This window comes from Microvirga sp. GN3, from assembly GCF_055792825.1.
In genome coordinates, this window is the sequence record NZ_JBVVAK010000118.1 from 1 (window position 1) to 24,443 (window position 24,443).

Annotated in this window: 17 protein-coding genes and 1 pseudogene; 9 read left to right on the forward strand and 9 right to left on the reverse strand. The window is 61.6% G+C overall.

What is annotated here, in order from left to right; translation table 11 throughout:
• Window positions 1–303: 303 nt before the first annotated feature.
• Window positions 304–1,593 (reverse strand): epoxide hydrolase family protein, encoded by a 1,290-nt coding sequence (locus tag ACS5Q1_RS34955; protein WP_473102542.1) that lies wholly within the window; start codon window positions 1,591–1,593, stop codon window positions 304–306.
• A 609-nt stretch (window positions 1,594–2,202) separates the two neighbouring features.
• On the opposite strand from ACS5Q1_RS34955, the gene ACS5Q1_RS34960 reads away from it, so the two are divergent.
• On the forward strand, window positions 2,203–3,246 hold the full coding sequence (locus ACS5Q1_RS34960; protein WP_473102543.1) for an AraC family transcriptional regulator: 1,044 nt from the start codon (window positions 2,203–2,205) through the stop codon (window positions 3,244–3,246).
• Window positions 3,247–3,557: 311 nt separating this feature from the next.
• Here ACS5Q1_RS34960 and ACS5Q1_RS34965 read toward each other — a convergent pair whose 3' ends face one another.
• Window positions 3,558–4,547 (reverse strand): magnesium transporter CorA family protein, encoded by a 990-nt coding sequence (locus tag ACS5Q1_RS34965; protein ID WP_473102544.1) that lies wholly within the window; start codon window positions 4,545–4,547, stop codon window positions 3,558–3,560.
• Between the two features lie 1,066 nt (window positions 4,548–5,613).
• Here ACS5Q1_RS34965 and ACS5Q1_RS34970 point away from each other — a divergent pair.
• Together ACS5Q1_RS34970 and ACS5Q1_RS34975 are read left to right on the forward strand one after the other, a co-directional pair.
• Window positions 5,614–6,300, forward strand: a complete 687-nt coding sequence (locus ACS5Q1_RS34970; protein WP_473102545.1) for a VOC family protein — start codon at window positions 5,614–5,616, stop codon at window positions 6,298–6,300.
• Between the two features lie 97 nt (window positions 6,301–6,397).
• Entirely contained in the window at window positions 6,398–7,777 is a 1,380-nt protein-coding gene (locus ACS5Q1_RS34975) for an FAD-containing oxidoreductase (RefSeq protein WP_473102546.1), read from the forward strand.
• A gap of 490 nt (window positions 7,778–8,267) precedes the next feature.
• Here ACS5Q1_RS34975 and ACS5Q1_RS34980 read toward each other — a convergent pair whose 3' ends face one another.
• The 4 genes from ACS5Q1_RS34980 to ACS5Q1_RS34995 form a co-directional block, all read right to left on the reverse strand.
• The gene (locus ACS5Q1_RS34980) at window positions 8,268–8,681 is read right to left on the reverse strand and encodes a putative quinol monooxygenase (RefSeq protein WP_473102547.1); all 414 of its coding nucleotides are present in this window, start codon (window positions 8,679–8,681) and stop codon (window positions 8,268–8,270) included.
• 219 nt (window positions 8,682–8,900) lie between these two features.
• Window positions 8,901–9,392, reverse strand: a complete 492-nt coding sequence (locus tag ACS5Q1_RS34985) for a DUF302 domain-containing protein (protein WP_473102548.1) — start codon at window positions 9,390–9,392, stop codon at window positions 8,901–8,903.
• Between the two features lie 83 nt (window positions 9,393–9,475).
• Window positions 9,476–10,933 carry an amidase family protein gene (locus tag ACS5Q1_RS34990; RefSeq protein WP_473102549.1) on the reverse strand — a complete coding sequence of 486 codons (1,458 nt, stop codon included), beginning with the start codon at window positions 10,931–10,933 and terminating at the stop codon, window positions 9,476–9,478.
• 200 nt (window positions 10,934–11,133) lie between these two features.
• On the reverse strand, window positions 11,134–11,598 hold the full coding sequence (locus tag ACS5Q1_RS34995; protein WP_473102550.1) for a DUF6130 family protein: 465 nt from the start codon (window positions 11,596–11,598) through the stop codon (window positions 11,134–11,136).
• Between the two features lie 370 nt (window positions 11,599–11,968).
• On the opposite strand from ACS5Q1_RS34995, the gene ACS5Q1_RS35000 reads away from it, so the two are divergent.
• From ACS5Q1_RS35000 to ACS5Q1_RS35015, 4 genes are all read left to right on the forward strand, one after another.
• Window positions 11,969–12,889: a LysR family transcriptional regulator gene (locus ACS5Q1_RS35000; protein ID WP_473102551.1), complete on the forward strand. Its 921-nt coding sequence runs from the start codon at window positions 11,969–11,971 to the stop codon at window positions 12,887–12,889.
• A gap of 371 nt (window positions 12,890–13,260) precedes the next feature.
• Complete coding sequence (locus ACS5Q1_RS35005; protein WP_473102552.1) at window positions 13,261–13,971, forward strand: SDR family NAD(P)-dependent oxidoreductase; 711 nt, start codon at window positions 13,261–13,263, stop codon at window positions 13,969–13,971.
• Window positions 13,972–14,042: 71 nt separating this feature from the next.
• Window positions 14,043–14,885: an SDR family NAD(P)-dependent oxidoreductase gene (locus tag ACS5Q1_RS35010; protein WP_473102557.1), complete on the forward strand. Its 843-nt coding sequence runs from the start codon at window positions 14,043–14,045 to the stop codon at window positions 14,883–14,885.
• A 232-nt stretch (window positions 14,886–15,117) separates the two neighbouring features.
• Window positions 15,118–16,314 carry an MFS transporter gene (locus ACS5Q1_RS35015; protein WP_473102553.1) on the forward strand — a complete coding sequence of 399 codons (1,197 nt, stop codon included), beginning with the start codon at window positions 15,118–15,120 and terminating at the stop codon, window positions 16,312–16,314.
• A 331-nt stretch (window positions 16,315–16,645) separates the two neighbouring features.
• Here ACS5Q1_RS35015 and ACS5Q1_RS35020 read toward each other — a convergent pair whose 3' ends face one another.
• Entirely contained in the window at window positions 16,646–17,782 is a 1,137-nt protein-coding gene (locus tag ACS5Q1_RS35020) for a patatin-like phospholipase family protein (protein WP_473102558.1), read from the reverse strand.
• Window positions 17,783–18,150: 368 nt separating this feature from the next.
• Window positions 18,151–18,297, reverse strand: a pseudogene (locus tag ACS5Q1_RS35025) (IS6 family transposase); the annotation flags it as partial.
• 926 nt (window positions 18,298–19,223) lie between these two features.
• Here ACS5Q1_RS35025 and ACS5Q1_RS35030 point away from each other — a divergent pair.
• Together ACS5Q1_RS35030 and ACS5Q1_RS35035 are read left to right on the forward strand one after the other, a co-directional pair.
• Window positions 19,224–19,817: a hypothetical protein gene (locus ACS5Q1_RS35030; RefSeq protein WP_473102554.1), complete on the forward strand. Its 594-nt coding sequence runs from the start codon at window positions 19,224–19,226 to the stop codon at window positions 19,815–19,817.
• Window positions 19,814–22,348 (forward strand): spermidine synthase family protein, encoded by a 2,535-nt coding sequence (locus ACS5Q1_RS35035; RefSeq protein ID WP_473102555.1) that lies wholly within the window; start codon window positions 19,814–19,816, stop codon window positions 22,346–22,348. The genes ACS5Q1_RS35030 and ACS5Q1_RS35035 overlap by 4 nt, the downstream gene beginning before the upstream one ends.
• Window positions 22,349–22,795: 447 nt before the next feature.
• Here ACS5Q1_RS35035 and ACS5Q1_RS35040 read toward each other — a convergent pair whose 3' ends face one another.
• Entirely contained in the window at window positions 22,796–23,827 is a 1,032-nt protein-coding gene (locus tag ACS5Q1_RS35040; protein ID WP_473102556.1) for an IS110 family RNA-guided transposase, read from the reverse strand.
• Window positions 23,828–24,443: the final 616 nt, after the last annotated feature.

Sequence of the window (24,443 nt, forward strand, 5' to 3'; positions counted from 1 at the left end):
CGCCGGCCGGCCGCCACCTGCTCGAGACGGATCCGGGCGCGGCGCTGGTCGACGCCATCGGGCTCGGAGCGGACTTTCCTGCCACGCAGAAGACCGTGGCACGAATCCGTGACAATCTCCTGCGTGCCACACAGGCTGAACCAGGCGCAGGCAAATAAGCAATCAGCCGGCCTCGCTCTGCGCTGCTTCAGACGGACATCGCGGTCTTCATGCTGGAGCCGCGACCATGAAGGCGTTTAACGCTCCCGTGGCCGCCGCGCTCGCAGAGGGGGGGCGGCGCGCACAAGATGCGCGCCAAGGCCTTCAGAGCGATTTGCGGAGTGGCCCGAGCCCCGTGCGGATCTCGGAGATCATGAACTCCGGCTGCTCCCAGGCGGCGAAGTGGCCGCCCTTTGGAAGCTTATTGAAGTGGATGAGATTGGGATACGCTTTCTCGGCCCAACTCCTCGGCGCTACATACATCTCGTCAGGGAACACACTGCAGGCGACGGGGAGCTTGACCCCTTTGGTCGCAAAGAAAGAATTACCGGCGACCGTTTGCTCCCAGTAAAGGCGGGCTGCCGAAATCGCGGTGCGCGTGAACCAGAAGAGCGAGACGTTATCGAGGACATCGTCGGGCGAGAGGCCTTCTTTGACCCCGGCAAACGACCTCGCGATCATGGCATGGCTCTTCCAATCGTGGTCGATCATGAAGGCCGCCAAACCGACGGGTGAATCCACCAGCCCGGTCAGCGTTTGCGGACGCGTGCCCATGACGATCGCGTAGCCAAACCTATTTTCACGAACTTGCTCGCAGGCCTTCCTCTCTTCGGCCGACAAATTATCGGGCAGAGGGGAGCCGGACCAGATAAGCGCATCGATGTCGGGCGGTATCACCTCAGGCATGTTGGTGTGGATGCCGAGCAGTCCTTTGGGTTCCTGAGTTCCCATGTAGTTGACGACGATCGAACCCCAGTCACCACCCTGCGCCGCATACCGTTCATAACCAAGGCGGGACATCAGCTCAGCATAGGCGCGCGCTATGCGCTGGGGATTCCAGCCGGTCGTGCTTGGCTTGCCCGAGAAGCCGTAGCCCGGCATCGATGGAATGACGACGTGGAACGCATCCGCTGCGCTTCCACCGTGCGCGGTCGGATCGGTCAGGGGGCCAATCAGCTTCACCTGCTCGACGATCGAGCCTGGCCAGCCGTGCGCGATCAGCAGCGGCATCGCATTTTCATGTTTGGAGCGGACGTGAATGAAGTGAAAATCCAGACCGTCAATCTCGGTGATGAAATTGGGATATGAGTTCAACCTGGATTCGATCTTGCGCCAGTCGTACTCGTCTGCCCAGTAACGCGCAAGTTCTTGAATGGTCTTCAGTTGTACGCCTTGCGATTCGTCCGCGACTGTTTCCTTTTCCGGCCATCTGGTTTCCTTGATGCGACGCTTCAGTTCGGTAACTTCACTTTCCGGAATGTCGACACGGAAGGGACGGATCGCATCGTGCTCGACGGCTTGAGCCAGGCCCGCAGGAGGCACATTCAACGCGGTTGCGGCCGCTGAGGCTGCCCCGGGGCTAGGCTGGTTCGGAAGTGATGTTTGTTGCGACATTGATATTCTCCATTCATTCGGATCGCCACAGGTGGCGATTACCGAGATTGATGAGCGGACGGCCGCAAGATGTCTGGCCTTGTGTGCCAAGCCACGGCAGCGCAGTCGCCCCTAGATCTCTTTGCGGACTTCTATGGAGGCCTCAGTTTTGCGATCAGGTCCGCGCACTAATGGAAGCGGCGGCGCTTGCGGGCAGCTCCTCCTTCGGGTCTCATGCAACCACTCGGTTCAGGAGCGACGTCGGCAAATCTGTCGATCGAAAGCGGCTCGTCGGGGAGCCCAAGTCCAACGCAGGCACGTTGATTGAGTGAAGAGGATACGCCTCGGTGGCTGGCCCAGCAAGCGGCGCCAGTCGGGACATATCCCCGTGATCGTCGATCGATTGCAGCATTCCATTCTCCATTAGCGCGAAAAACCCCAGCGGCGCACGCAACCTTGGCTTCTTGCTAGAGGAGCGAGGCTCCTGCCGCCTGCCAATCACGTCGTGCTGGAAGGGCGTGCTCATACCGGAGACGGTCCGCGCCGGTCTTGCTATCTTCCGCCAGAGGTTTGCCCGCCCCAGCCTCCGGCTTGGAATGCAGGTCTCCGTCGCAGCGAGGAGCGTGCCCGATGCGAAAGCTTTCCTCGACACCTCTCATGATGCACCCCACCTCAGTCGGCATTGTTGCCCGCCTGGCTCTTGCCAGAGCCACTGCGGCAGGCCTCGATGCCCGCCCGCTCCTGCGTAAGGTCGGTCTGACTGCGTCCCAGATCCAGGATCGGCAGGCCCGCGTGAACGCGGCGAGCGAGATCAGCTTCCTGAATCTGGTGGCCGACACCCTTCCCGATGAGTTGTTGGGATTCCATCTCGCCGGGGCATTCGAGCTGCGGGAGGGCGGCCTGCTCTATTTCGTGCTGGCCTCCTCGGCGACGCTCGGCGAGGCGTTGGCCCGCGTCGAGCGGTTCAGCGCCATCACCAATGAGGGCGTCCGGCTGCGATGCCAGGAGGGCAGCGACCTGAGCCTCCGCTACAGCTATGTCGGGGTGCCGCGACACACGGATCGGCACCAGGTCGAGTTCTGGTCGCGAACGCTCGTCCGGATCTGTCAAACCCTGACCGGCACCGAGCTCAGGCCCATCCGGGTCAGCTTCGCTCATCCGCGCTGCAGCGCATCAGGTCAGCTTGATGCATTTTTCGGGTGTGAGGTGGCCTTTGCGTCGGAGGCTGACGACATTACCTTCGCCCGCGGGGCGTCGCAGCTTCGGCTGGTCAACGCGGATCCTTTTCTGAACGAGCTCCTTGTCCGCTACAGCGAGGAGGCCCTGGCCCGGCGGGCCAATCCCGCCAGCCCAATCCGCGCGAGCGTGGAGAACGCCCTCGCTCCGCTCCTGCCCCATGGCAAGGGCCGTGCGGGCGAAGTGGCCCGGGCGCTGGGCATGAGTGAACGGACCCTGGCGCGCCGGCTGGCGGCGGAGAACCTGACCTTCCTCGGGATCCGCGAGGAGATGCGCAAGGATCTGGCCCTTTGCTATCTTAAGGATGCAAGCATTTCAATTTCGCGCATTGCCTGGATGCTCGGCTTTCAGGAGGTCAGCGCCTTCACCCATGCCTTCCGGCGCTGGACGGGGATGACACCGACGCAAATGCGGGCCAAAGAAGCCCGCTCGCGCTGAAATCCGCTTCCTTGGAAGAGGTTGGGGCGCTGCAAGTCGGTTCGAATGCCGGCACCGGGTCAATCCGGGAAATTTGTTGTCCGTCAGGGACGTCTGGTATTCCCTGCCAGAGCTGACATTCGGTTCACTTCCGAGAAGCGCCATGAGGCGACGATTGCACTGAAACATCGCTGAAACTCGCCGGTTATGAACGCAATCGGGGGTGATCGTCGACTTAACTGGCATGATCTCTCAATCGTTGCCTCCTTGGCCCTGATGCGCTTAACCAGAGTTCGGAAGGACCGGGACGCGCTGGCGGTTGCCCCCACCCGTCAGATCCAGCCTCTGCGACGGGCCAGACCGACCGCGATGCCGATGAAAGCACCCAAGGCGCCGATGACAACCCAGAAGCCAAGGACGCCGGTTTGCGTGTAGGGCGTCTCGAAGTTCATGCCGAACACGCCCGCCACCGCCCCGATCACGCCCAGCATCACCGTGACGAACGTCAGCCGTCGGACAAGGTCATTGGTCGCCTCCGCCGTGCGGGTCGTGAACAGCTCAAAGGAGCCGCTCACCAGCTCGCGGGCATGGTCGACCGCATCGACGGCCCGCTCGAACCGCCGTTCCAGCGACTGATAATGCGCAGCCGCATCGGCCTCGAAGATCTGAGCGAAGTCCGGACGCGAGAGCCCGTAGAAGACGGGGCGTTGCTGGTTCAGGAAGTGGCGCAGTTCGGACACCTTGCGCCGCATTCCGACCACGCCTGCGAGCAGGCTGCGGCGTGCCGAATGCGCCAGCATCGCCTCGTCGAGCCGGTCCAAAAACTCCTCGAGTTCGCTGACGGCCTCGAAATATGCGCTCAGGTGCCAGTCCAGCAGCGAAGCCGCGAGCGCCGGCGGGCTGAGAGCCCCGATCACGGTCTCACTCTTGTCCTGATCGCGGAAGGCCTGAAGGAAGGGCAGCTCGCCGTCATGAACGGTGATAATCCATCGTGGGCCGACGAGAAAGTCCAGGTGGACGGGGAGCCACCTGGTCAAAGCGCGATCCCCGTTGCCGTTCTCTCCGCGCGAGAGGCCGATGACGTCGAACTGGAAGTACTCGCCATAATTGTCGAGGTAAGGCGCCTCTTGCGGATTGAGCAGTGCCCGGCCAGACCCGTGGTCCAGACCGAAGAGGCAGGCCAGATGCGCCACCTCATCGTGGTTGCGGCCGTTGACGTCCACCCACAGGAGCGTTCGTTCGTCGAGGCCGACAAGGCATTGCTGATCGAGCTCGACCTCTTGGTCATGTCCATCGGCGTTGTAGAGAAAGGCTTGGATCACGGAGCGGCCAAGGAAGGGAGAGCCTCAGCAGCAGAACGCGCGATCAAGCTTGGCGGTTCCAGCGCCCGATCGTCTTCTGGTCACGAGACAAGGCGGCCGTCGAGGAAAGGTTGGACCGGGCGGACATTTCCTGGCCGAACCTGGATCCGGACTGGTTTGAGGCCCGGGCCTGGATCTGGCTTCATTACGGAGCGGCCAGAGCCTTGCGCGGAGAACTGTTTGAGGCCATCAGCATGCTCGCCTTCTTCCGTGATCAGGTTCTGGGACCTATGCTCCATCGCCGTGCGGGGCGCCCGCAGCGTGGTGTGAGACGAGTTGAGACGTAACGCTTGATGAAACGGGAGAACTGGCCGCTACGGTCGCACGCCATGATTTCGCATCAGTAAAGGCAAGTCTTGTTGCTGCCATCGAACTTTATCTCAAGCTCCGTACAGACAAGCCACTGCGCTTCGAGGTGAAAGGCATGCCCCACGTCCTTTTCGACTTCTTGGGACATAAGGCTGAAAATGCAGCACGGTTGTAATTTGGGGGCAGCGCATGAACTGATGGGACTCCCCACCTTTTAACAAGCCGGTTCTGAGAGACTGTGTCGATCTGGAATTATGCGGTGGAAGGAAGCTTTCGGGCGGCCTCCGGGTTAAAGAGCGTCCCTCGCCTTCTGCCGGCCCATGGCCCGATGCGGCCATTCGCGGCATCATGGTCGGTGAACATGGGGCATACTCCAGAGGCGCCGCTTGCTGGCCAAGCTCCCGAGGTATAGCCTACTAACTTAATCAATGTCCCTGCGTTGGACTTGGGCTCCCGACGAGCCGCTTTTGACCGGCAGCTTTGCCGACGTCGTTCCTGAACCGAGTGGTTATGTAACTCGCGGAGGAGAACCTGATCGCAAGGGCGGCAGCCTCCATCGACATCTAGGAGAGGTCTAGGGAAGACCACACTGCAGCGGTTTGTGCACACAACGCCAGCAGTCTTGCGCTTGTCCATTCGCCCATCCCGCCGCGCCCATCGGGGCTGGGGCCGGCCTGAGCCCGCTAGTATCAAGACGCCCAAACAGTAGGAGCGTAACATGAGCAATACTCAGGTCCTCAGCGAAACGACAACCCACACCCCAGGAGCGCGAACAGTCGACCTGAAGCTTGAGGTCGTCGTCATCCCGGTTGCGGACGTCGATCACGCCAAAAGCTTTTACAGCAATCTCGGTTGGAGGCTCGACGCTGACTTCGCCGCCGGTGATGACTGGCGCGTGATTCAGTTCACGCCACCGGGCTCCGGGTGCTCGGTCATCTTCGGCAAGAACGTGACCGCGGCGGCCCCTGGCTCCGCCCAGGGATTGTACCTCATCGTCTCCGACATTCAGGCCGCCCGCGATGAACTGCTCCGACGTGGCGTCAAGGTCGGCGAGGTGTTCCACGCCGGCGACGAGCATTCCGGCACGGACGAGCCGTACCTGTTCGGGCGGGCCCGTGTGAGCGGCCGGGACCCCGAAAACCGCACCTACCGCACGTATACCTCGTTCAGCGATCCGGACGGCAACGGCTGGCTGTTACAGGAGGTTATCGAGCGCCTGCCCGGACGCGTGGACACGGACGGCGCGACCTTTACCTCGTCGGCAGACCTCGCGACGGCGCTCCGGCGTGCAGCGGCCGCGCACGGTGAGCACGAGAAGCGGATTGGCCACCATGATGAGGGCTGGCCGGACTGGTACGCCGAGTACATGGTGGCGGAGCAGACCGGCCAGCCGCTGCCGACGTGAGCAGCGGTCCCGGCGGTCTAAGATTTCGTTTTGGAAAGAGGCCAGCCGGGGAACACCGCAGTGATCCTCGGCCAGTGCCCATCGTGGAGCCCGTACCATGACCCAAGTCTTCGACGCCATCGTCATCGGGGCCGGACAGGCGGGCCCATCCCTGGCCGGGCGGCTGACCGCTGCTGGCATGCGGGTCGCGCTCATCGAGCGTAACTTGTTCGGCGGCACCTGCGTCAACACCGGCTGCATGCCGACCAAGACGCTGGTTGCCAGCGCCTACGCGGCCCATCTTGCCCGCCGAAGCGCCGAGTACGGGATCGCAAGCGAGGGTCCGGTCAGCATCGACATGAAACGGGTCAAGGCCCGGGCCGATACCGTCTCAACGAATGCCCGCCGGAACATCGAGGCGTGGTTGCGCGGTATGGACGGCCTGACAGTCATCGAAGGGCACGCCCGGTTCAAAGGTCCGGGTGTCGTCCAAGTCGGCGAGAGCCTGCTGAAGGCACCCCGCATTTTCATCAATGTCGGCGGCCGCGCAAGCGTGCCCGACATGCCGGGCGTCAGCACAGTCGACTATCTCACCAACACCTCGATCCTCAAGCTCGATACCATTCCACGGCACCTAGTCGTCGTCGGCGGAAGTTATATCGGGCTTGAATTTGCCCAGATGTACCGGCGTTTCGGCGCCGAGGTCACGGTGGTCGAGATGATGCCGCGGCTGATCGCCCGCGAGGACGAGGACGTGTCCGAAGCGGTCCGCGAGATCCTGACCGAGGAGGGAATCACGGTGCGCACCAGCGTCACCTGCATCGGGTTCGAGCCTCACGCGGACGGTGTAGCGACCAGCGTCGACTGCACATCCGGGGCACCCGTCGTGGTCGGTTCGCATGTGCTGCTGGCGGTGGGGCGCCGGTCCAACACGGACGATCTCGGTCTCGACAATGCTGGAGTCGCGGTCGATGCCCGGGGCTACATTGAGGTGGATGACAGCCTCGCCACCACTGTCCCCGGCATCTGGGCCCTGGGCGATTGCAACGGGCGTGGGGCCTTCACCCACACCGCCTACAACGATTACGAGATCGTCGCCGCCAATCTTCTTGACGGTGCCAGCCGCCGGGTCAGCGAGCGTGTGCCCGGCTATGCGCTTTACATTGATCCACCGCTGGGACGCGTCGGCATGACCGAGACCGAAGCGCTCAGGTCAGGCCGAAAGGTGCTGGTGTCCAAGCGCCCGATGACGCGGGTCGGGCGCGCCATCGAGCGCGGCGAGACCAAGGGCTTCATCAAGATCGTCGCTGATGCGGACACGAAGCAGATCCTCGGCGCTGCCGTTCTCGGCGTAACCGGCGATGAGGTCATCCACGGCGTCCTCAACATGATGAATGCCGGAGCAGCCTATCCAACGCTGCAATGGGCCGTGCCGGTCCACCCCACCGTCTCCGAGCTGATCCCGACCGTGCTCGGCGATCTCAAGCCTCTGAATTAAGGCTATCACTCCAGAGGACGAGGGCATTGTGCATGACCGGCCCGTTCGCAAGCTGACGCCCTAAAAGCCGTTCCGTGCGCACCGTCAAGATTCCAAGGCATGACAAGCGCTCCCGGAGTCGCCCGGCAGATCAGGGCCGAATAAAAAAGCGGCCAACCCACGGCTGGCCCGCTCACGGCAGCCTCAGATTTTGAGAAGCCTCTTGGCTTGGTCGAGAATTCTCTCCGACTCGGGGTGATTATCCGCCTCGTGCACTTCCCCGCCTCTTGTGCGCAGATCCAAACCTGTTGCCTTTCAGAGGCCGAGAGTTGCGCCGTCCGCAGGGCATTATCGATGGCAGCCATGTCTCGAGGGCGGCGGCGCGCAAAAGCTGGTCCTGCAGCAGCAAGGCTGAGGACCAGAGCTAGGTTGATGATGCGAAGCATGGTCCGTTTATTCAGTTCATCTCCTACATTCCGCGGCCTGACACGCTCATGGAACGGAGCTGGCTCTAACCTAAGGCTTCGAGAAGCTTCAGTTCGACCGGTCCTGCTGTCAGCGCTTCAATGTCCATGGCCCACTGCTTCACGTATGGGGCTGCTTTATGGGCTTCGAGCGCCGCGGCACTCTCGAAGATCTCATAAAACACAAAAAGCCCGGGCTCTTCTAAACCCCGGTGAACCTGGCAGAGGAGATTTCCTGCCTCCTGTCGCACCTTTGGGACCAGAACCTCAGTAGCCCGAGCGAGTTCAGCCTCTTTGCCGTCGCGTGCCCGAACAAAAGCAACGACGGTAACGGCTCCCTTCGGGAGCGCCACAGTTTGAACGGCATGGGCTGCTGTGGGCGCAGAAAGCGCGGCGGCTGCGGCAGCCAGTCCGAGCTTTGCGACCAGACTGCGCCGATCTATGTGTAGATTGTCTTTCATGGAACCTCCTTTGGATCCAGGCGCAGACTGACGCAACTCCTTACCACCACGACCAATTGTCGATGTCTGCCTCGTTGATGACGTTCGCATAGTCTTTCTCCAACTTCCGGCGCGTGGATGCGCCTGGGATAGGGTTCAGTGATCGGTCTGGGAAGTGACGATCTGTATTTGACGTAACTGCGCCGCGCTTTCATGTCGGATGCGGATGGCCACCACCCATCAGGACGCGGCCGCCTCTAGCGCCGATTGCAAATCTTGATCAAGCTGGCGCGCGACTCCATCGACGTGATCGTCACCGAACTGGCCGAAAACAGAAGTCGGGCGGTCATACTCAAACGCGATGAGTCCATCGCTGTCTTCACGAAGGAGGACGCGAATGGGCGCATAGAGAGCCGCAGAGATTTGATGTCGGGTCATCTTAGATGCAGTGAGCGGATTACCGATGTCATATTGCACCGCTCGGCGCTGAAGACCGGCTATCCTCAGCAATGAGCCATGATCGCGAAAGCCGAAGATCGAGAGCGTCGGCAAAGCCTCCGCCTCTTGCAAGGCCCGCGCGCTCTCACCGTCCCGCAGGATCGCAAGAATCCTTTCATCAAGTCGCGGAAGCAGCGCCTCCAGCTTCGTTCTGACGATGTCGAACGAGTTGCTGGACCTGATCGTGACATGCTCGACGGAAATCGTTTGCTTGACGTATGTTTGATTTGTCATTTTCGTAATCTTTCCAACTCAATTCTGTGACGTGTAGGCTGTTGTTTATCCAGCCCACTATGGGTGGGTCCTGCGCCGGTTTTTCAGACCGGTGATGACAGTGCGCCAACGGCAGCTTCCACACGACGTGCAAGGTCGAGGAGGCGCCTGTCACGACCGTGCGTGCCGTCGATCTCAAGCCCTATCGGCAGGCCATTTTCGGACAGACCCGTAGGAATGCTGATGCCCGGCAAACCCGCTGCGCTCGTAGGGATGGTGTGCCTGGCCAGAGCCAAATCGCTGACCTCCTGACCCGCGATTAAGAACTTCGACTGGTGCTCGATCAACGGCGCTGTGCGGGGAGTCGTTGGAAAGAGAAGCGCCTCCGCCCCGCTGCGAGAAAATGCTTCATGGAAGCGGCGCCGGATTTCGGAGCGATCGGCAGACAGCGCTGCCTCATATGTGTCTGTAGAAATAAACCCAGTCCCACTTGGCAGAACGACGTGCGCCCACGCTTCTTTTAGCCCAGGTTTAAGTCCATTATAGATTTCGTCGAATGTAGCTGGAACGTTGTTGCGACGAAGGAAATCCGAGAGCGCTTCCATCGTTTCATGGAAAAAGATGTTCCACGTCGCCGTCTCGGCGAGCGCGGAAAAGCCTTCCCCGAGATCGACCTCGACGACCTCGGCACCAGCGTCGCGTAGGCGCCGGACCGTGTCTTTGAAATGCGTCTCGATGTCAGGCTCGACTAGATCAAGATATTGCCGGGGCGCATAGGCGAACCTGACGCCCTTCAGGTCGGATCGATCGGAGGGCGCGGTCGCTTCATCCTTCGTGACGATTTGATCGATCAGCGCGCAGTCGTCAACGTTGCGGGCAAGGACGCCTGTTGTATCGAGGGTATGGGAGATCGGAGCGACCCCATTGCGTGGCCACCGTCCCGTCGTCGGCTTGAAGCCAACCACACCACAGAGTGACGCGGGCACTCGGATCGAACCGACGGTATCGCCCCCTAAGGCCGCGGGTACGATCCGAGCCGCGACAGATGCGCCAGACCCGCTGGAGGAGCCTCCAGAGATATGATCACGGTTGTGTGGGTTTTTCACCTGACCATACGGGCTGTTGTTGCCGGTCAAGCCATAGGACAACTCAACGAGGTTGTTTTTGCCAAAGACGATGCCACCAGCATCCTTGATCGCGCCAACGACGTCGGCATCCTCGTTCGGTACGAAGTCTTTCAGGTTCCGCACTCCAAGCGTCGTGCGGAGGCCCTGCGTTAGATAGCTGTCCTTGACTGCCAACGGAACGCCCAGAAGGGGAGCAGTGGAACCAGCGGCGCGAGCCTTGTCCGCGTCTCTGGCCGCAGCCAGCACAGCGGCTTCATCTATCGTGATGAAGGCATTCAGATCGGAGTGCGTTCGGGCGCGCTGGAGGAGCGCAGCGGTATATGACTCTGACGAGACATCGCCATGGCGAATGGCGGCAGCCGCTGCGCCGACGCCAAGCCGTGCGAGCGCGTCCGCTTCCGACGCTGTTCTAACGGATACTTCGTTCGTTTGCATGAAAACCTCCTTTTATCTTGGGACGATCAACGTGAGTTGTCTGTCCCGTCGTTACAGTTGCGCTGCCATAGTGGACCTGTTGCACTATGATCATCAGATGGACTTACGAGCCCACTGTCATAGGGTCGGCGTGAGAGTTCGGGTTCCACGCCAAGCTCGTTTTGAGTCGGTCGGACTGTCGTACAGAGCCTTCGCGATCCTCAGTGCATGTGAGGGGCCGCAGTGTCCGGGATGGTGAACGTGTGAGTCACCTCCTGGCCCGGGATGACGTTGTGGCCGGCGTCGACCAACTGGATCTTCACCTTGTGCGGGCCCGGAGGAAAATTGGCTATATCGACAGTGTTGTTGTCGCTCGCATCTGCCCACCACCACGGCAGGTCGTCGACGATAACGTGCAGATGCCCGATGCGTGGCGATGCGCCGACGGCGCCTTTCCCGAACACCGGTACGATGCGCAGGTTTTCCACCCGATACTGGGCCCAGTAGACGCCGATGGCCAGCCCCTCGGGAAGTGGGGCGTCCACGATCAGCTTGGGGGCGGGCTCGTTCTCGATGGCGACATATGGCGAGGGGCCACGGATCTCTCTCGCACTCTGAGCGAAGGCGCCCGTGGTGAGAACGGTAGCGGCAGCGGCTGCGGCAAGGGTCTTGATGAGCTTAGTCATTACAGTCTCTCCTTTCGTTAAGAAAGCCATTGGCCTCATGCGATGGCTTTGATGGGCGAGAAGATGAGGGAAATCGGAGGGAGACTGAATAGCCCGGTTTCGGGAGACACTCTTTCACCTTGTGAGCGAATGGCCCTCTGGTACAGGCGTTCTGCAAGGAGGCAGGACAGCTTTGACCCTGCCTCGTCACGTGCGGACGCACAGGCAAAGCCAGGACAACTCTCTTCCAATCAGATCCTGTATGGGGATGAGCAGAGCCCATCCCGGGGCGAAGCGGCGAGGACGACAGGAATTGCCGGAACGCGAGTGAATAGCTATGATTTGGCGGCCATTACTCCTCCGGCCGGAAGAATAAGGGGAGGACGAAGACGTGGACCGCCTCGATGCCATGAAAGTCTTCGTCGCGGCGCTTGATGAGGGCAGCCTCGCCGGCGCCGGCCGCAAGCTTCGCCGCTCGCCGGCCGCTGTCAGCCGCGCCATCGCCTTCCTGGAGAAGCATGTCGGCGCCGAACTCCTTCACCGCACGACGCGATCGATCAAGCTCAGCGAAGCAGGGGAACGCTACGCGGCCGCCTGCCGGCGCGTGCTCATCGATCTCGAGGAGGCCGACATCACGGCGGCCGGGGGGCGCTCGGCGCCGCGCGGCACGCTGACCGTGACCGCCCCGGTCTTTGCCGGTGAGACTGTGTTGGGCCCGATCCTCGACGCCTTCCTGGATGCGTACCTGGCGGTGTCGGTGCGTCTGTACCTGCTGGATCGGTTTGTAAATCTCATCGATGAGGGCATCGATGTTGCCCTGCGCATCGGGCACCTCGCCGACTCGAGCTTGGTGGCGACCCGTGTCGGCGAGGTGCGCCGGGTCGTTACGGCGTCGCCGCGCTACCTTGCGCAGAATCCCCGCATTGTAGAACCGGCGGACCTTGCCAAGCATCAGATCATCACATTTGCAGATCTTGGGATCGACTCCTGGAGCTTTCCCCCGCTGGACGGATCATCTGCTCCCCGCACGGTGCATTTTACACCGCGGCTTATCGTCAACAGCATCCGGGGAGCCATAGTCGCTGCTGTCAGCGGCCGAGGCGTGACGCGCGTGCTCTCTTATCACGTCCCACAACAGGTGCGCGAAGGGTCATTGGCGATTGTTCTCAAGGACCATGAGCCGCCGCCTACGCCCGTGCACTTGATTTCGCCGAACGGGCGTCTCTCCGTGCCAAAAGTTCGCGTATTTTTCGACTTGGCTCTACCGCGGTTCCGCAGTCACTTCGCGACTGCGAGCCGCGACACCGAGTAAGTACGCGAGAGCCTGTCACTCGCTCATCGACCGCATTAATGATGGGCCCTTAGAGGGCTGTTGGCACAGTCGGTAAATACTTGCGCATCGTGCGGACCCAGAGGACCGCTCCGAACGATGCGTCGCTTGAGGGATTGAGCAACCAAGCAAGCTGGGCCGAAGCCGATCTTTCGCCTTCGGCCATCACTCGGTCAAAGCAGCAATCCAACGCCCTCCCCTCTCCGCATTCAACCACGAAACGAAAGAGTGTCTCTCGTTTAGCGGCTATTCGCACCCGCATCGGACGAGACTAATTATGTCCCCAACAATGCAGCATGACCCAACTCAACGGACAGCAGCACCACGATTAGCAAGAACCAAGGGTTCCCATCATGGGCATCGACAGAAAAGTAGCGATCATCACAGATGCATCGAAAGGCATCGGCGCCGCTCTCGTCAACGGATATCTCGATCGCAACTACCGAGTGATCGCAACGGCGCGGTCCGTTAGGCCGTCGAGCAACCCCGACGTTCTCGTCATCTCCGGCGACATCGGTGACCGGAAGACGGCGGAGCAGGCGATCGCCGAAGGTGTATCGCGCTTTGGGCGCATCGACACGCTCGTCAACAATGCCGGCATCTCCATCGCCAAGCCGTTCACCGAGTATACCGAGGCCGACTTCACCGCTGTCCTGCGAACCAACACCGCCGGCTTCTTCCACATTACCCAGCTTGCTCTGGCCGAAATGGAGAAGCAGGGCAGTGGCCATATCGTGCAGATCACAATCAGCCTCGTCGACCACGCGGTCGACGGCGTACCTTCCGTGCTCGCGTCGCTGACGAAGGGTGGCCTCAACGCGGCAACCAAGTCACTCGCTATCGAATACGCCAAGCACGGTATCCGGGTGAATGCCGTCTCGCCCGGCATCATCAAGTCGTCGATGCACCCGGTTGAGACCCACGCAGCCTTCGGGGCTTTTCACCCGGTCGGGCACATGGGCGAGGTTTCCGACATCGTCGAGGCAGTCCTCTACCTCGAGACGGCCGGCTTTGTGACCGGCGAGATCCTCCACGTCGGCGGCGGACAGAGCGCCGGCCATTGAATTCCAACTGATGGCCAACCTCGGCCGTGAGCATCCACGGTCTTTAGAACCTTGAGAATGAGGAGACACAGATTAACACATCGACCTCCCAGGGCACCGCCCTGATCACCGGCGCCTCGTCCGGCATCGGCGCCATCTATGCCGATCGCCTGGCCCGGCGCGGCTACGATCTGATCCTCGTGGCGCGCAACCAGAGCCGCCTCGAGGCGCTTGCGGCCCGCCTGCGCGCCGCGACCGGCCGTTCGATCGAGATCCTGCCCGCCGACCTGAACGACAGTGCGGATCTTGCTCGGGTTGAGGCGATCCTGCGGACGAACAGAACGATCTCGATGCTCGTGAACAATGCCGGCATTGGTGGAGCGGCTCCCCTGCTTGCCTCCGATATCGACGCGATGGACCGGATGATCCGGCTGAACGTTCTGGCGCTGACACGACTGACATACGCGGCCGCACCGGCCTTTGTGGCGCGCGGTGGCGGCACGATCATCAACATCGCATCCATCGTTGCCATCTCGCCGGAGACGCTTAACGGCGTCTACGGCGGCACCAAGGCCTTCGTCCTGGCCTTCAGCCAGTCCCTTCACCATGAACTGTCTGACAAGGGCATGCGGATCCAGGCGGTCCTGCCCGGTGCCACAGCGACGGAGTTCTGGGACATTGCCGGGCTACCAGTGAACAATCTCCCAGCGGAAATCGTCATGTCGGCGCAGGACTTGGTCGACACTGCACTGGCAGGTCTAGACCAGGGCGAGACGGTCACCATCCCCTCCCTTGAGCAAAAGTCAGAGTGGGATGCTTACGACGCGGCCCGCCGGGCGATGGCCGGCAAGCTTTCAAGGACGAAGCCGGCCACCCGGTACAATGTGGGGAGTGAAAAGGGCAGCCGCGACTCCCGGGAGCCTGCCCAGTACTAGGATCCTGCCAGGAGAGCGGGCATGCGACTGAGTTGAATGGGCGGGGGTCAGATCAGAACCTGCATCGCCATCGGGTTGGCAACCGCTGTGCCCCGCTTTCGCATCCGTGAGGCTGAGCCGCAATCTGAAGATCCCTCGTCCTGCCCTCGTTGCGCTTGGCGGACGCAGTCAGCTGATCCAGCAGGACTGGGAATTGCCGCTTTTCAATAATCTTTTAATATGGAGAATTCATGTGATTTCACCTCTGGTTTGGCTCGCGCTCGGCACCTTTACCGTTGGGACGGAAGGCTTTGTAATCGCAGGCATCCTGCCCGACATCGCCGCAGAAGCAGGGATTTCTGTCGCTCAGGGTGGAACCCTCGTCACCGCATTTTCCCTGTCCTATGCTGTCGGCGCCCCTGTTCTTGCGACACTGCTGGGTGACGTCGACCGGCGCCGCGTTCTGGCTGGTACGATGGTTCTCTTCGCGGCCAGCAACCTGGCTGCGGCCCTGACCTCCTCGTTCCTGACGCTGCTCCTCGCTCGTGTGATCATGGCGCTCGCTGCGGGCCTCTATGCTGCGACCGCACAGGCCACGGCCATTGCGCTCGCTCCGCCCGAACGCCGCGCACGCGCCATTTCCGTGGTGGTGGGCGGCACCACGGTGGCGGTGGCGCTCGGTGCTCCAATCGGTGCGCTGCTGGCAACACTGACGGGCTGGCGGGGCACGTTCGCGGCGATCGCGGCCCTGAGTGCCGTCGCAGCCGTGGCTCTTCTTTTCAAGATTCCCGCTCATCTGCGGGGGACACGCATCCCGCTGCGTGAGCGTGCAATGACGATTGTGAAGCCCGGAATGCTGCCGATTCTGGCCACGACCCTCTTGGTCATGACCGGGGGCTTCAGCGTCTTCACGTATCTCGCGCCCCTTGCCGTTGAGGGAACGGGGCTGCCGGCGGTGGTCATACCGGGCCTGCTGCTTGCCTGGGGTGGCGGCGCCGCTCTGGGCAATTTCATCGGCGGCCAAGCCGCGGACCGGTATGGTGCGCGTGCCACCGGGATCTTCTCTATTCTCGGCATCAGCGTGATCCTGACGATCATCTCGCTGGCCGCCAAGCTCCTCAGTCCTGCGCTTGCTGGGCCGGCCCTCATCGTGCTGACCGTTCTGTGGGGGATCGTGGGCTGGATGCTGCTGCCGGCGCAGGCGAGCCGCCTTGTGGCGCTCCACCCTGCGAGCGCCCCCGTTTCGCTATCGCTTAACGCCTCGGCTCTTTATCTCGGCGTGGCGCTCGGGTCCGTTGTCGGCGGCGCGGTGATCAATGTTGGAACGCCGGCTGACCTGGGTTGGACGGGGGCGGTCGCGACCCTCCTTGCACTCATGATCGTGCTCGCCACAGGGCGCCTTCCTGCACTGGGGAGGTCGCAGGGTCTTTCGGAAGGTTCGTTGCCTTAACCCGAGCCTGAAATCAACGGCGAGACACCCGGCAACTCTCCGGGTGTCTCTGTTGTCGAAAAAGCTTGAGAAGCGCTGCCGCTGAGTCGAATGTCATACCGGCCCTACTTGAGGAATTCTGCTTTAGGGCGAGTATTGAGGCGACAGCTGTACAGGACACGCACATCTGTGTGGTCAGCCTGTATCGCGAGGTATGACATCCGGCACGGCCAGGGCACCGGTTCATGAACTTCGCGTGTCACGATCTGTTGCGCCTTCGATCCGGCCAAGAGTTCCTTAATCCTCTGGCCTGACAGGTTCATGCACCAGAGCCGCCTCTCACTGCCGTATCTCAGCCGGCCGTCATCATCGCCCCGGAGTGTGCCTCGTGCAGGATGAAGCCCTCCATCGGATCGAACGCGCCGAACCAAGGTGCCAGCTCCAGAACCCGGCTCGTGTCGGCGTAGCCAGCCTCCCAGCGTTCGCGGATGCCGCTCGGGCTGAAGTCGATGTCCTTCGTGTGATCCTCACCATCGAGCGGCGGCGCCAGCAGTCGGACCACGTGCATCCGGGTCAAGCAGCCATAAGCCGCTAATTCGCGCACCGCCTGGGTCTTCTGCTCCATTTCCGGCAGGCGACGGACGAGCTCGGCGATCACATGCCGAAGACGGTGGATCTGCTTCTGCCGGGCAATATGACTGTTGGTGCGGCTCGAGTACTGAATGTCCTTCTGTCGGCTCATGACCTGCCAGATCGTATCGGGCTCGGGCCCTTGCGGATTCCAGATATGGGTCGCGAAGACGATCGAGTTGCGCCGCGGCTTGTCGTCGAACACCGCCTCCACCGGCGTGTTCGACAGGATGCCGCCATCCCAATAGAGGTCCCCGTCGATGCGCACGGCCGCGAAGGCCGGGGGCAGAGCACCAGAGGCCATCACATGGCGGACATCGAGATGCATGTCGCGGCTGTCGAAGTAGCGCATCTCGCTCGTACGCACGTTCGCCGCCCCGACCGTGAGCCGCGTCTCCCGCCCGTTGATCTGCTCGAAATCGACGAGCTCGGAGAGAGTCCGAGCCAGAGGGGACGTGTCGTAATAGCTGGCGGCCTCCGATCCAAGCGGGACGTGCGGGCCGAGGAAAGCCGGCAGGTTCGGCCGGAAGAAGGCCGGAATGCCCTGAGCCATCGTTGTCAGGTTGGCCGCCCAAGGCCCCATCAGAGGCCACTCTCCCAGGAGTTCCATCCAGGGGCTGCGCTGCATACGGCTCCAGAACTCCCGGAGCCGCTCCATCCGGCTCTCCGGAGCGTTGCCGGCGATCAGGCTGGCATTGATGGCGCCGATCGAGGTACCAATGACCCAGTCTGGCTCGACCCCAGCTTCATGCAGGGCCTGATAGGCGCCAACCTGGTAGGCGCCGAGCGCACCGCCACCCTGCAGCACGAGGACAATCTGGCCGAGTTGCTTGGGGATGCGACTCGGCCAGGCTGGCATTTTCTCCGGTAGTCGCTGTTCCGTGATTGCGGACGGTGGGGTTCCCGTCCGCTCGAGTTCGCGGATCACCGCCTCATCGAAACCCTTGCCCCTCTTGCGACCCTCGGATGTCCCATGTTTCACCATGATGTCCTCCTCAATGGGCCCGTCCAGCCACGGTTAATCGGCAGAGCAGTGAGAAGGCAGTGCACGCGGTCAAGGATGGCACCGTCTGTACCGTCCATTATGCCACGCTCGGCATCGTCAACTGAACGGGTATCGCTGGTTTCAGGAGCTTTTTTGGTCTGAAGCAGGCGACGTGATTTCAAGGCTTGGAGCTGAGTGTGATACCCCAGATAGCTCCTGCCTGCGTAAGTTGATGCCAGCTCAGTCTCGTAGGAGACGACGACACCACGCACGAGCAGCATCTCCTCGACCAGCCGCAAGCTCAGTGGGAAACGGAAGTACAACCAGACTACATGAGCGATGATCTGAGGTGAAAAGCGGTGGTGCTTGTCGCTGACGGGCTTGGACATGCCCGTCGATCTATACGACTCGCCCTAATGCCCGAGTTGGAGTGACCTCACCGATGGTTCTGTTGGCTGGACGCCCTGCAACGGAGTTGGTGTGTAAAAGTGGAGGTTTGAGCACCACTGACAGTCCGCGCCTTCCCCGCATATGCCGGGTCACCGGATAGTCAGCAGTGGGTCGAGGCCGTGTCAAAACGCGATCGGGCCGCTCCGTGGAGCAATTTAATTTCCTGTAATCCCCGATACACCGGGGAATCTCCGGTACAAGAGGATGAACTTGTACAAATAGTTCGTCGAGATCAGGACGGTCTGAGTTTTGATACGGCCTCGGTCAAATTGGGAAATTCAGGCATGCCAGGTAAAGGTCCGTTCATGGCGCGAGACCAGCCCTTCCTAGGCTCATCATGGACTGTTCCACAACGGCAATTCCGGTGAGCCGGGAATTGGTGGAGAGTAGGCCTTAGACGACTCAGCCCGTTGCTCGGCTCCCCAGTTCGGCTTGGCTCGAACCCGAGCAAACCGCTTCCGTCCTGACGTCTGGCTACCTATTGGCTACCTGGAAGAAAATGGCTCAAAGGGCAGACGCCGGTAACCCTTTGATATTGTTGGTGAGCGCGCTGGGACTCGAACCCAGGACCCTCTGATTAAAAGTCAGAGCCTCTTCGTCAGCCTCAAGAGCAGATAGACGCAGAGCTCCTGCTCGTGAGAAGATGATGTTCCTGGAGAGCATAAGGAGTTATGGGGCAACACTGTTCCTCGTAGTCAGAGCTCTCATTGGATTAGCAGCTGAATGAGCTTGGTCGCTGCCGTCCTTGAGAGTCCGCTCACAAGCTGCCCACAGAACCTCATGCTCTCCCATTAGCTGAACTTCCCCATTAGCTGAACTTCAGGAGGCGAATAGCGTTGCTCCAAGGTCAGGAGGAGCGGTCGGCATGAGCACGCATGCCCCACTGCATTTCTGGAAGGGATCTTGGGATCTCCATGAGGCCGAGTGCACCTGCGACGTGCACCTGATCGAGTGGCTGGACGAGAAGCGGATCAGGGATGCGACGCTCTTTCATTTTGGAACAGGGGCACACCACCATGTAGGGATCGAATGCGCCCGTCCAGAGCGTCGAAACACTGTTCTCGGCATCACGGCTTCGCCTCAGGAGTACGAGGCGTACGTGACACTTGCCATCAACCGCCCCGATGTCGTGCGCTTCTACACGGCTGTCTTCGGCGATATTTATCTGCTCAATGGAAAACTGTTGTCGAGCTTTGATGTGGTTACGCTTTTTCACCTCTGCGAGTTCCGGGGAGAGCAGAATGATACCTATGGCGCCATGACGGACTTGGAGCTTGTAAATCTGCTGACCGACAAAATGCGTCCCGGGGGGCACATTCTCTTTTACCCGAACTCCTTCGCGTTCGATCGAGCGGAGCACAGTGCAAAGGATGCCATTGCGCAATGGGAGCAAAGGCGGGAGGTGGAGCGATTAGAGAGGTTTAAGACGCTATTAGTCTACCGGAAGAAGGCCTGTTGAGCGGACTCGACGATCGATCCGCCAAGATACGGGGACGACGATTGCAGAAGATTGCGCAACGACTGTCGTTCTATACAGGCCTTGGCCTGATCACCGCAGCAACCCTGATGCTGCAGATCGTCGAGACCCGGATCATCTCCGTCACATCCTGGTATCACCTCGCATTTTTCGTCATCAGCATCGCGATGTTCGGCCTCACCGCCGGAGCGGTCTGGGTCTACCTTCGCCCCGAGCAGTACCGCCCGGAGCAGTTGTCCTATCACCTGAGCGCCGCCTCACTCAGCTTCGCCCTCGCGACAATCCTGGCGCTCCTGGTGCAGTTGACCATTGTCACGAGCCTGCCCGCATCGGTCATGTCCCTCGTCGTCTGGGCTGAGTTCGCCGTTGCCCTATCTCTCCCATTCTTCTTCTCCGGCATCGTCGTCAGCCTGGCCTTGACGCGCAGTCCCTGCCCCGTCGGTGTGGTCTATGGGATTGACCTGCTCGGCGCGGCTCTCGGCTGCCTCGGGGCCCTCGTGCTGCTCAATTTGGTCAGTGGTCCCTCGGCGGTGCTCTGGATTGCGGTCCTCATTGCCGCCGGGGGGCTGTTCTTCGCGCGGGCGGGCCTCGGGGATGGGTCGCCTGGCCGGTCTGTGGCCGGTTGGCTTTTCCGGTATCGCGGCACCATGCTTGCGGGCCTTGCGATCCTCGCTCTCGCCAACAGCCTGATCGAGGGCGTCCGGCCGACGGTGGTGAAGGACCAGATCGAGCATCCGGCGACGATCGCCTACGAGAAATGGAACTCGTTCTCGCGCATCACGGTCGGCCCGCCCGAGAGGACGCGGCCGGCGCTCTGGGGCCCGTCCCCACGCTATGTCGCAGATCCGATCGAGCAGCGCTGGATGAACATCGACGGTGGTGCCGGGACGGCGGTCTATCGCTTCACCGGCGATCTGAACGAGCTGGCCTTCCTCCGCTACGACGTCACCAACCTCGCCTACGCGGTTCCCGGCCTCCAGACCGGGGCGGTGATTGGCGTTGGCGGCGGCCGGGACCTCTTGTCCGCGCGCTTGTTCGGTGTCTCAGAAGTGGTTGGCGTCGAGATCAACCCGATCTTCATCGACCTGCTGACCCGGCGCTTCGCGAACGACACCGCCATCGGTCGGCAGCCCGGCGTCTCCTTCGAAGTCGATGAGGCGAGAAGCTGGTTCGCCCGCGCCGAGCGCTCCTTCGATGTCATCCAGATGAGCCTGATCGACACCTGGGCGGCCACGGGCGCCGGCGCCTTCACCCTGTCGGAGAACGGTCTCTACACGGTCGAGGCCTGGCGGGTCTTCCTCGAGCGCCTGACGCCTTCGGGTGTCTTCACCGTGAGCCGCTGGTACGCCCCCGGCGAGGTCAACGAGACCGGCCGCATGGTGAGCCTCGCGGTTGCGATGCTCCAATCCCTCGGGGCGACGGACCCGAAGAGACACCTCTTCATGGCGGCGTCAGACCATGTGGCGACCCTGGTCATGTCGCGCTCACCGCTGTCGGACCAGGCCCTGGCGGCGCTCCGGCAGGCTGCGGACACCTACGCGTTCTCTGTCCTGCTGAGCCCGCAGGCACCGGCCGCCTCGCCGCTGCTCGAGAGTATCGTCTCGGCGCCCGATCGCATCACTCTCGCGCGGGCCACCGAGGCCTCCTACCTCGACCTGAGCCCGCCGACCGACGCACGCCCATTCTTCTTCAATCAGTTGCGGCTCAGTCGCCTCCTCGATCAGGACGTCTTTACTCTGGCTTCGCGGGTGGGCGTCTATGGGGGCAATCTGAGCGCGACCCTGACGCTCGCCATGTTGATCCTCATTTCGGCCATTCTCGTCGCGGCGACGATCATCGTTCCGCTTCGGTCCTCCGCGAGCACGGGACCATCCGCGCTGATCGGCGCCGGAACATTTTATTTCGGCCTGATCGGCATCGGCTTCATGATGGCCGAGATTGGCCTGCTTCAGCGCATCAGTGTCTTTCTGGGCCACCCAGTCTATGCTCTCAGCGTCGTCCTCTTCAGCCTGATCCTGTCGACCGGCATCGGCAGCTTGGTGTCCGAGCGTGTTCCACTCGACAGCAGCGGGAGGCTGGTCGGCTGGTCGGTTCTGACCAGCCTATACCTCCTTCTCCTGCCGTTCTGGCTGCCCGGCATCCTGCTCCGGCTTGAGAGCGCGGGCCTCCTGCACCGAGCCGGGCTGGCGGTCCTGGTTCTCTCGCCAGCCGGCTTCCTCATGGGCTTTGGTTTTCCGACTGGAATGCGACTGGTGTCGGCGATCGACAAGAAACCAACGCCTTGGTTTTGGGGTATCAATGGAGCAGCCGGAGTGCTCGCGGCAAGCGTCGCCGTGCTGACAAGCATCGAATTCGGCATCGATACGACGCTTCGGATTGGGGCACTCTGCTACCTTCTGCTTTTCGGACCTGCTTTGCTTCTCATCAGATGTGCCCAGGCAAGGCGTGAGAGCGGCAGTTCCATTAGCGACGAAGGTCAACCTTCGAAGCTCGATCTGACATCCGTCTCATGAGTGAGATCGCACGAGGAGTGCATCTCTGATGCTGAATCCTGATGCGCTGAGGTGGAAGCCGACCGGCCGGACTGAACGATGTTTATGCAGAATTCAAAAGCTCAAGGGCCGCTGCTCGGGGTTGTAGGTGAAACTGGCGGAGGGCCGCTCTGGGTTAAAGTGTAACCTAGCGCAGGTTGAATGAGGCACTGTCATATCTGGACGCTCCCTGCCGGCAAGGGTTTTGTTGAACGTGAGTGCAAGTGGTCGGGGCAGTCATATCTACGGCCTGTGAGTGCGGCTCGTGTGGCCGCGGGCCCTGATGTAAGTCCGCAGATCAGATCCCTCACAACTTGGCGAGCTTGAAGCTCTGACAGTACCTCGGGTTTGCCTGATCCCGGCTCGACCGGTTTGCATCACGTCATCGTCACCCTTCCCAAACTGAGAACTTCAATCCGTCGCACCCCCTCAAGCGGCAGCCACCGCGGCAGGTCGGTAGACCTCGCCTCTGGCCAGGAGCGCCCAGGCGATCCGCGCCGTCTTGTTAGCCAGAGCCACCGAGACCAGCCGAACTGGTTTCCTCGTCAGCAGACTGTTGATCCAAGCTGTGTCCGCCGCTGTCTTCGTTCGGGCGTAACGGATCACCGCTGTCGCGCCGACCACCAGCAGCGTTCGCAGGTAGCCATCGCCCATCTTCGAGATCCGCCCCAACCGCTCCTTGCCGCCTGACGAGTTCGGCCGCGGGGTCAGTCCCAGCCAAGCCGCAAACTCCCGGCCGGAGCGGAAGTGGGATGGATCGGGAACGGTCGCCGCGAGGGCCGTAGCAGTGATGAAGCCCACGCCGGGGATCGTCTCAAGCCTTTGGCTCTCCTGGCTCTGCCGGTGCCAGGCTAGCAGTTCGCCCTCAAGCGCTCGGATCCGCGGCTGCAGATCAATCAGTTGGTCCACCAGAGGCGCCAGAGCCCGCCGAGCCAGCGGCGGCAGCACGGCCTTGTCACTCTCATCCGTAAGGATTGCGATCAACTCGCGGATGCGACTGATCCCTTGCGCGATGATGATGCCGAACTCGGCCAAATGCCCGCGTAGGGCATTGACTAGCATGGTGCGCTGGCGGATCAGCAGAGCCCGCACGCGGTGGAGCATGAGCACACTCTGCTGCTCGGCTGATTTGACCGGCACGAAGCGCATGCTCGGGCGGGTCACGGCCTCGCAGATCGCCTCGGCATCGGCCGCGTCGGTCTTCCCGCGTTTGACATAAGCTTTGACGTAAGCCGGCGGCATCAGTTTGACCGTATGGCCCAGTTTGGTCAGCTCACGTGCCCAGTGGTGAGAGGTCGCGCACGCCTCCATGCCGATCAGGCAGGGGCTTAGACTGGCAAAGAACGACAGCATCTCCGTGCGGCGCAGCCTCTTGCGAGCCACGACTTGGCCGGCGGCATCAACGGCGTGCACCTGGAAGATGTGTTTGGCCAGATCCAGGCCGACTGTGGTAATCTGCATGGCGGACGCTCCCTCTCCTTGTGGCCCTCTTCATGACGACCACCCTTTGGCACTTTGATGCCGGTGAGCAGGGAGCGTCCACTCCATCAACTTGCTGCCGAGTAGACACAGCTGTTGCTGGCAGCGCCGTCAGACCAAGCCGGATTAACCTGCGAGGGCAGTCCCTGTCGCATCACGCCAGGTAGCGAATGCACGATCGCGGGCAGCCCGATACCCGCTGGCGGAAAGGCGATGGCGGTGGAAGTGGTCATGGATCGGAGCGTGAATAGAGAGAAACTGCTGTGCATGCCAGACGGACTTGAACCGCCTCATGTGACGCTCACGCCTTCGGGTGGGTTGGTGCGAGACCTCTCAGCGATTGTTCAGGTATCGACTCTGCCGATGCTCGACGCCCGGCAGGATCTCTCGTTTCGCGGCGCCATAGGATCCGAGTTTATCGGTCACAATGAGCCTCGGCACGTCGCACAAGCCCTTCAGCAGCTTGCGAAAGAAGCGCTTATACCACGTCCTGGTGATCAGAACCCGTGTGCCCAGTCGCGCAAGCCGATGGACATAATCGTCCAGGGCTGCTCGGTGAGCCTGTTCCACGCGTCACAGCAATGATCGAGGATGTCCT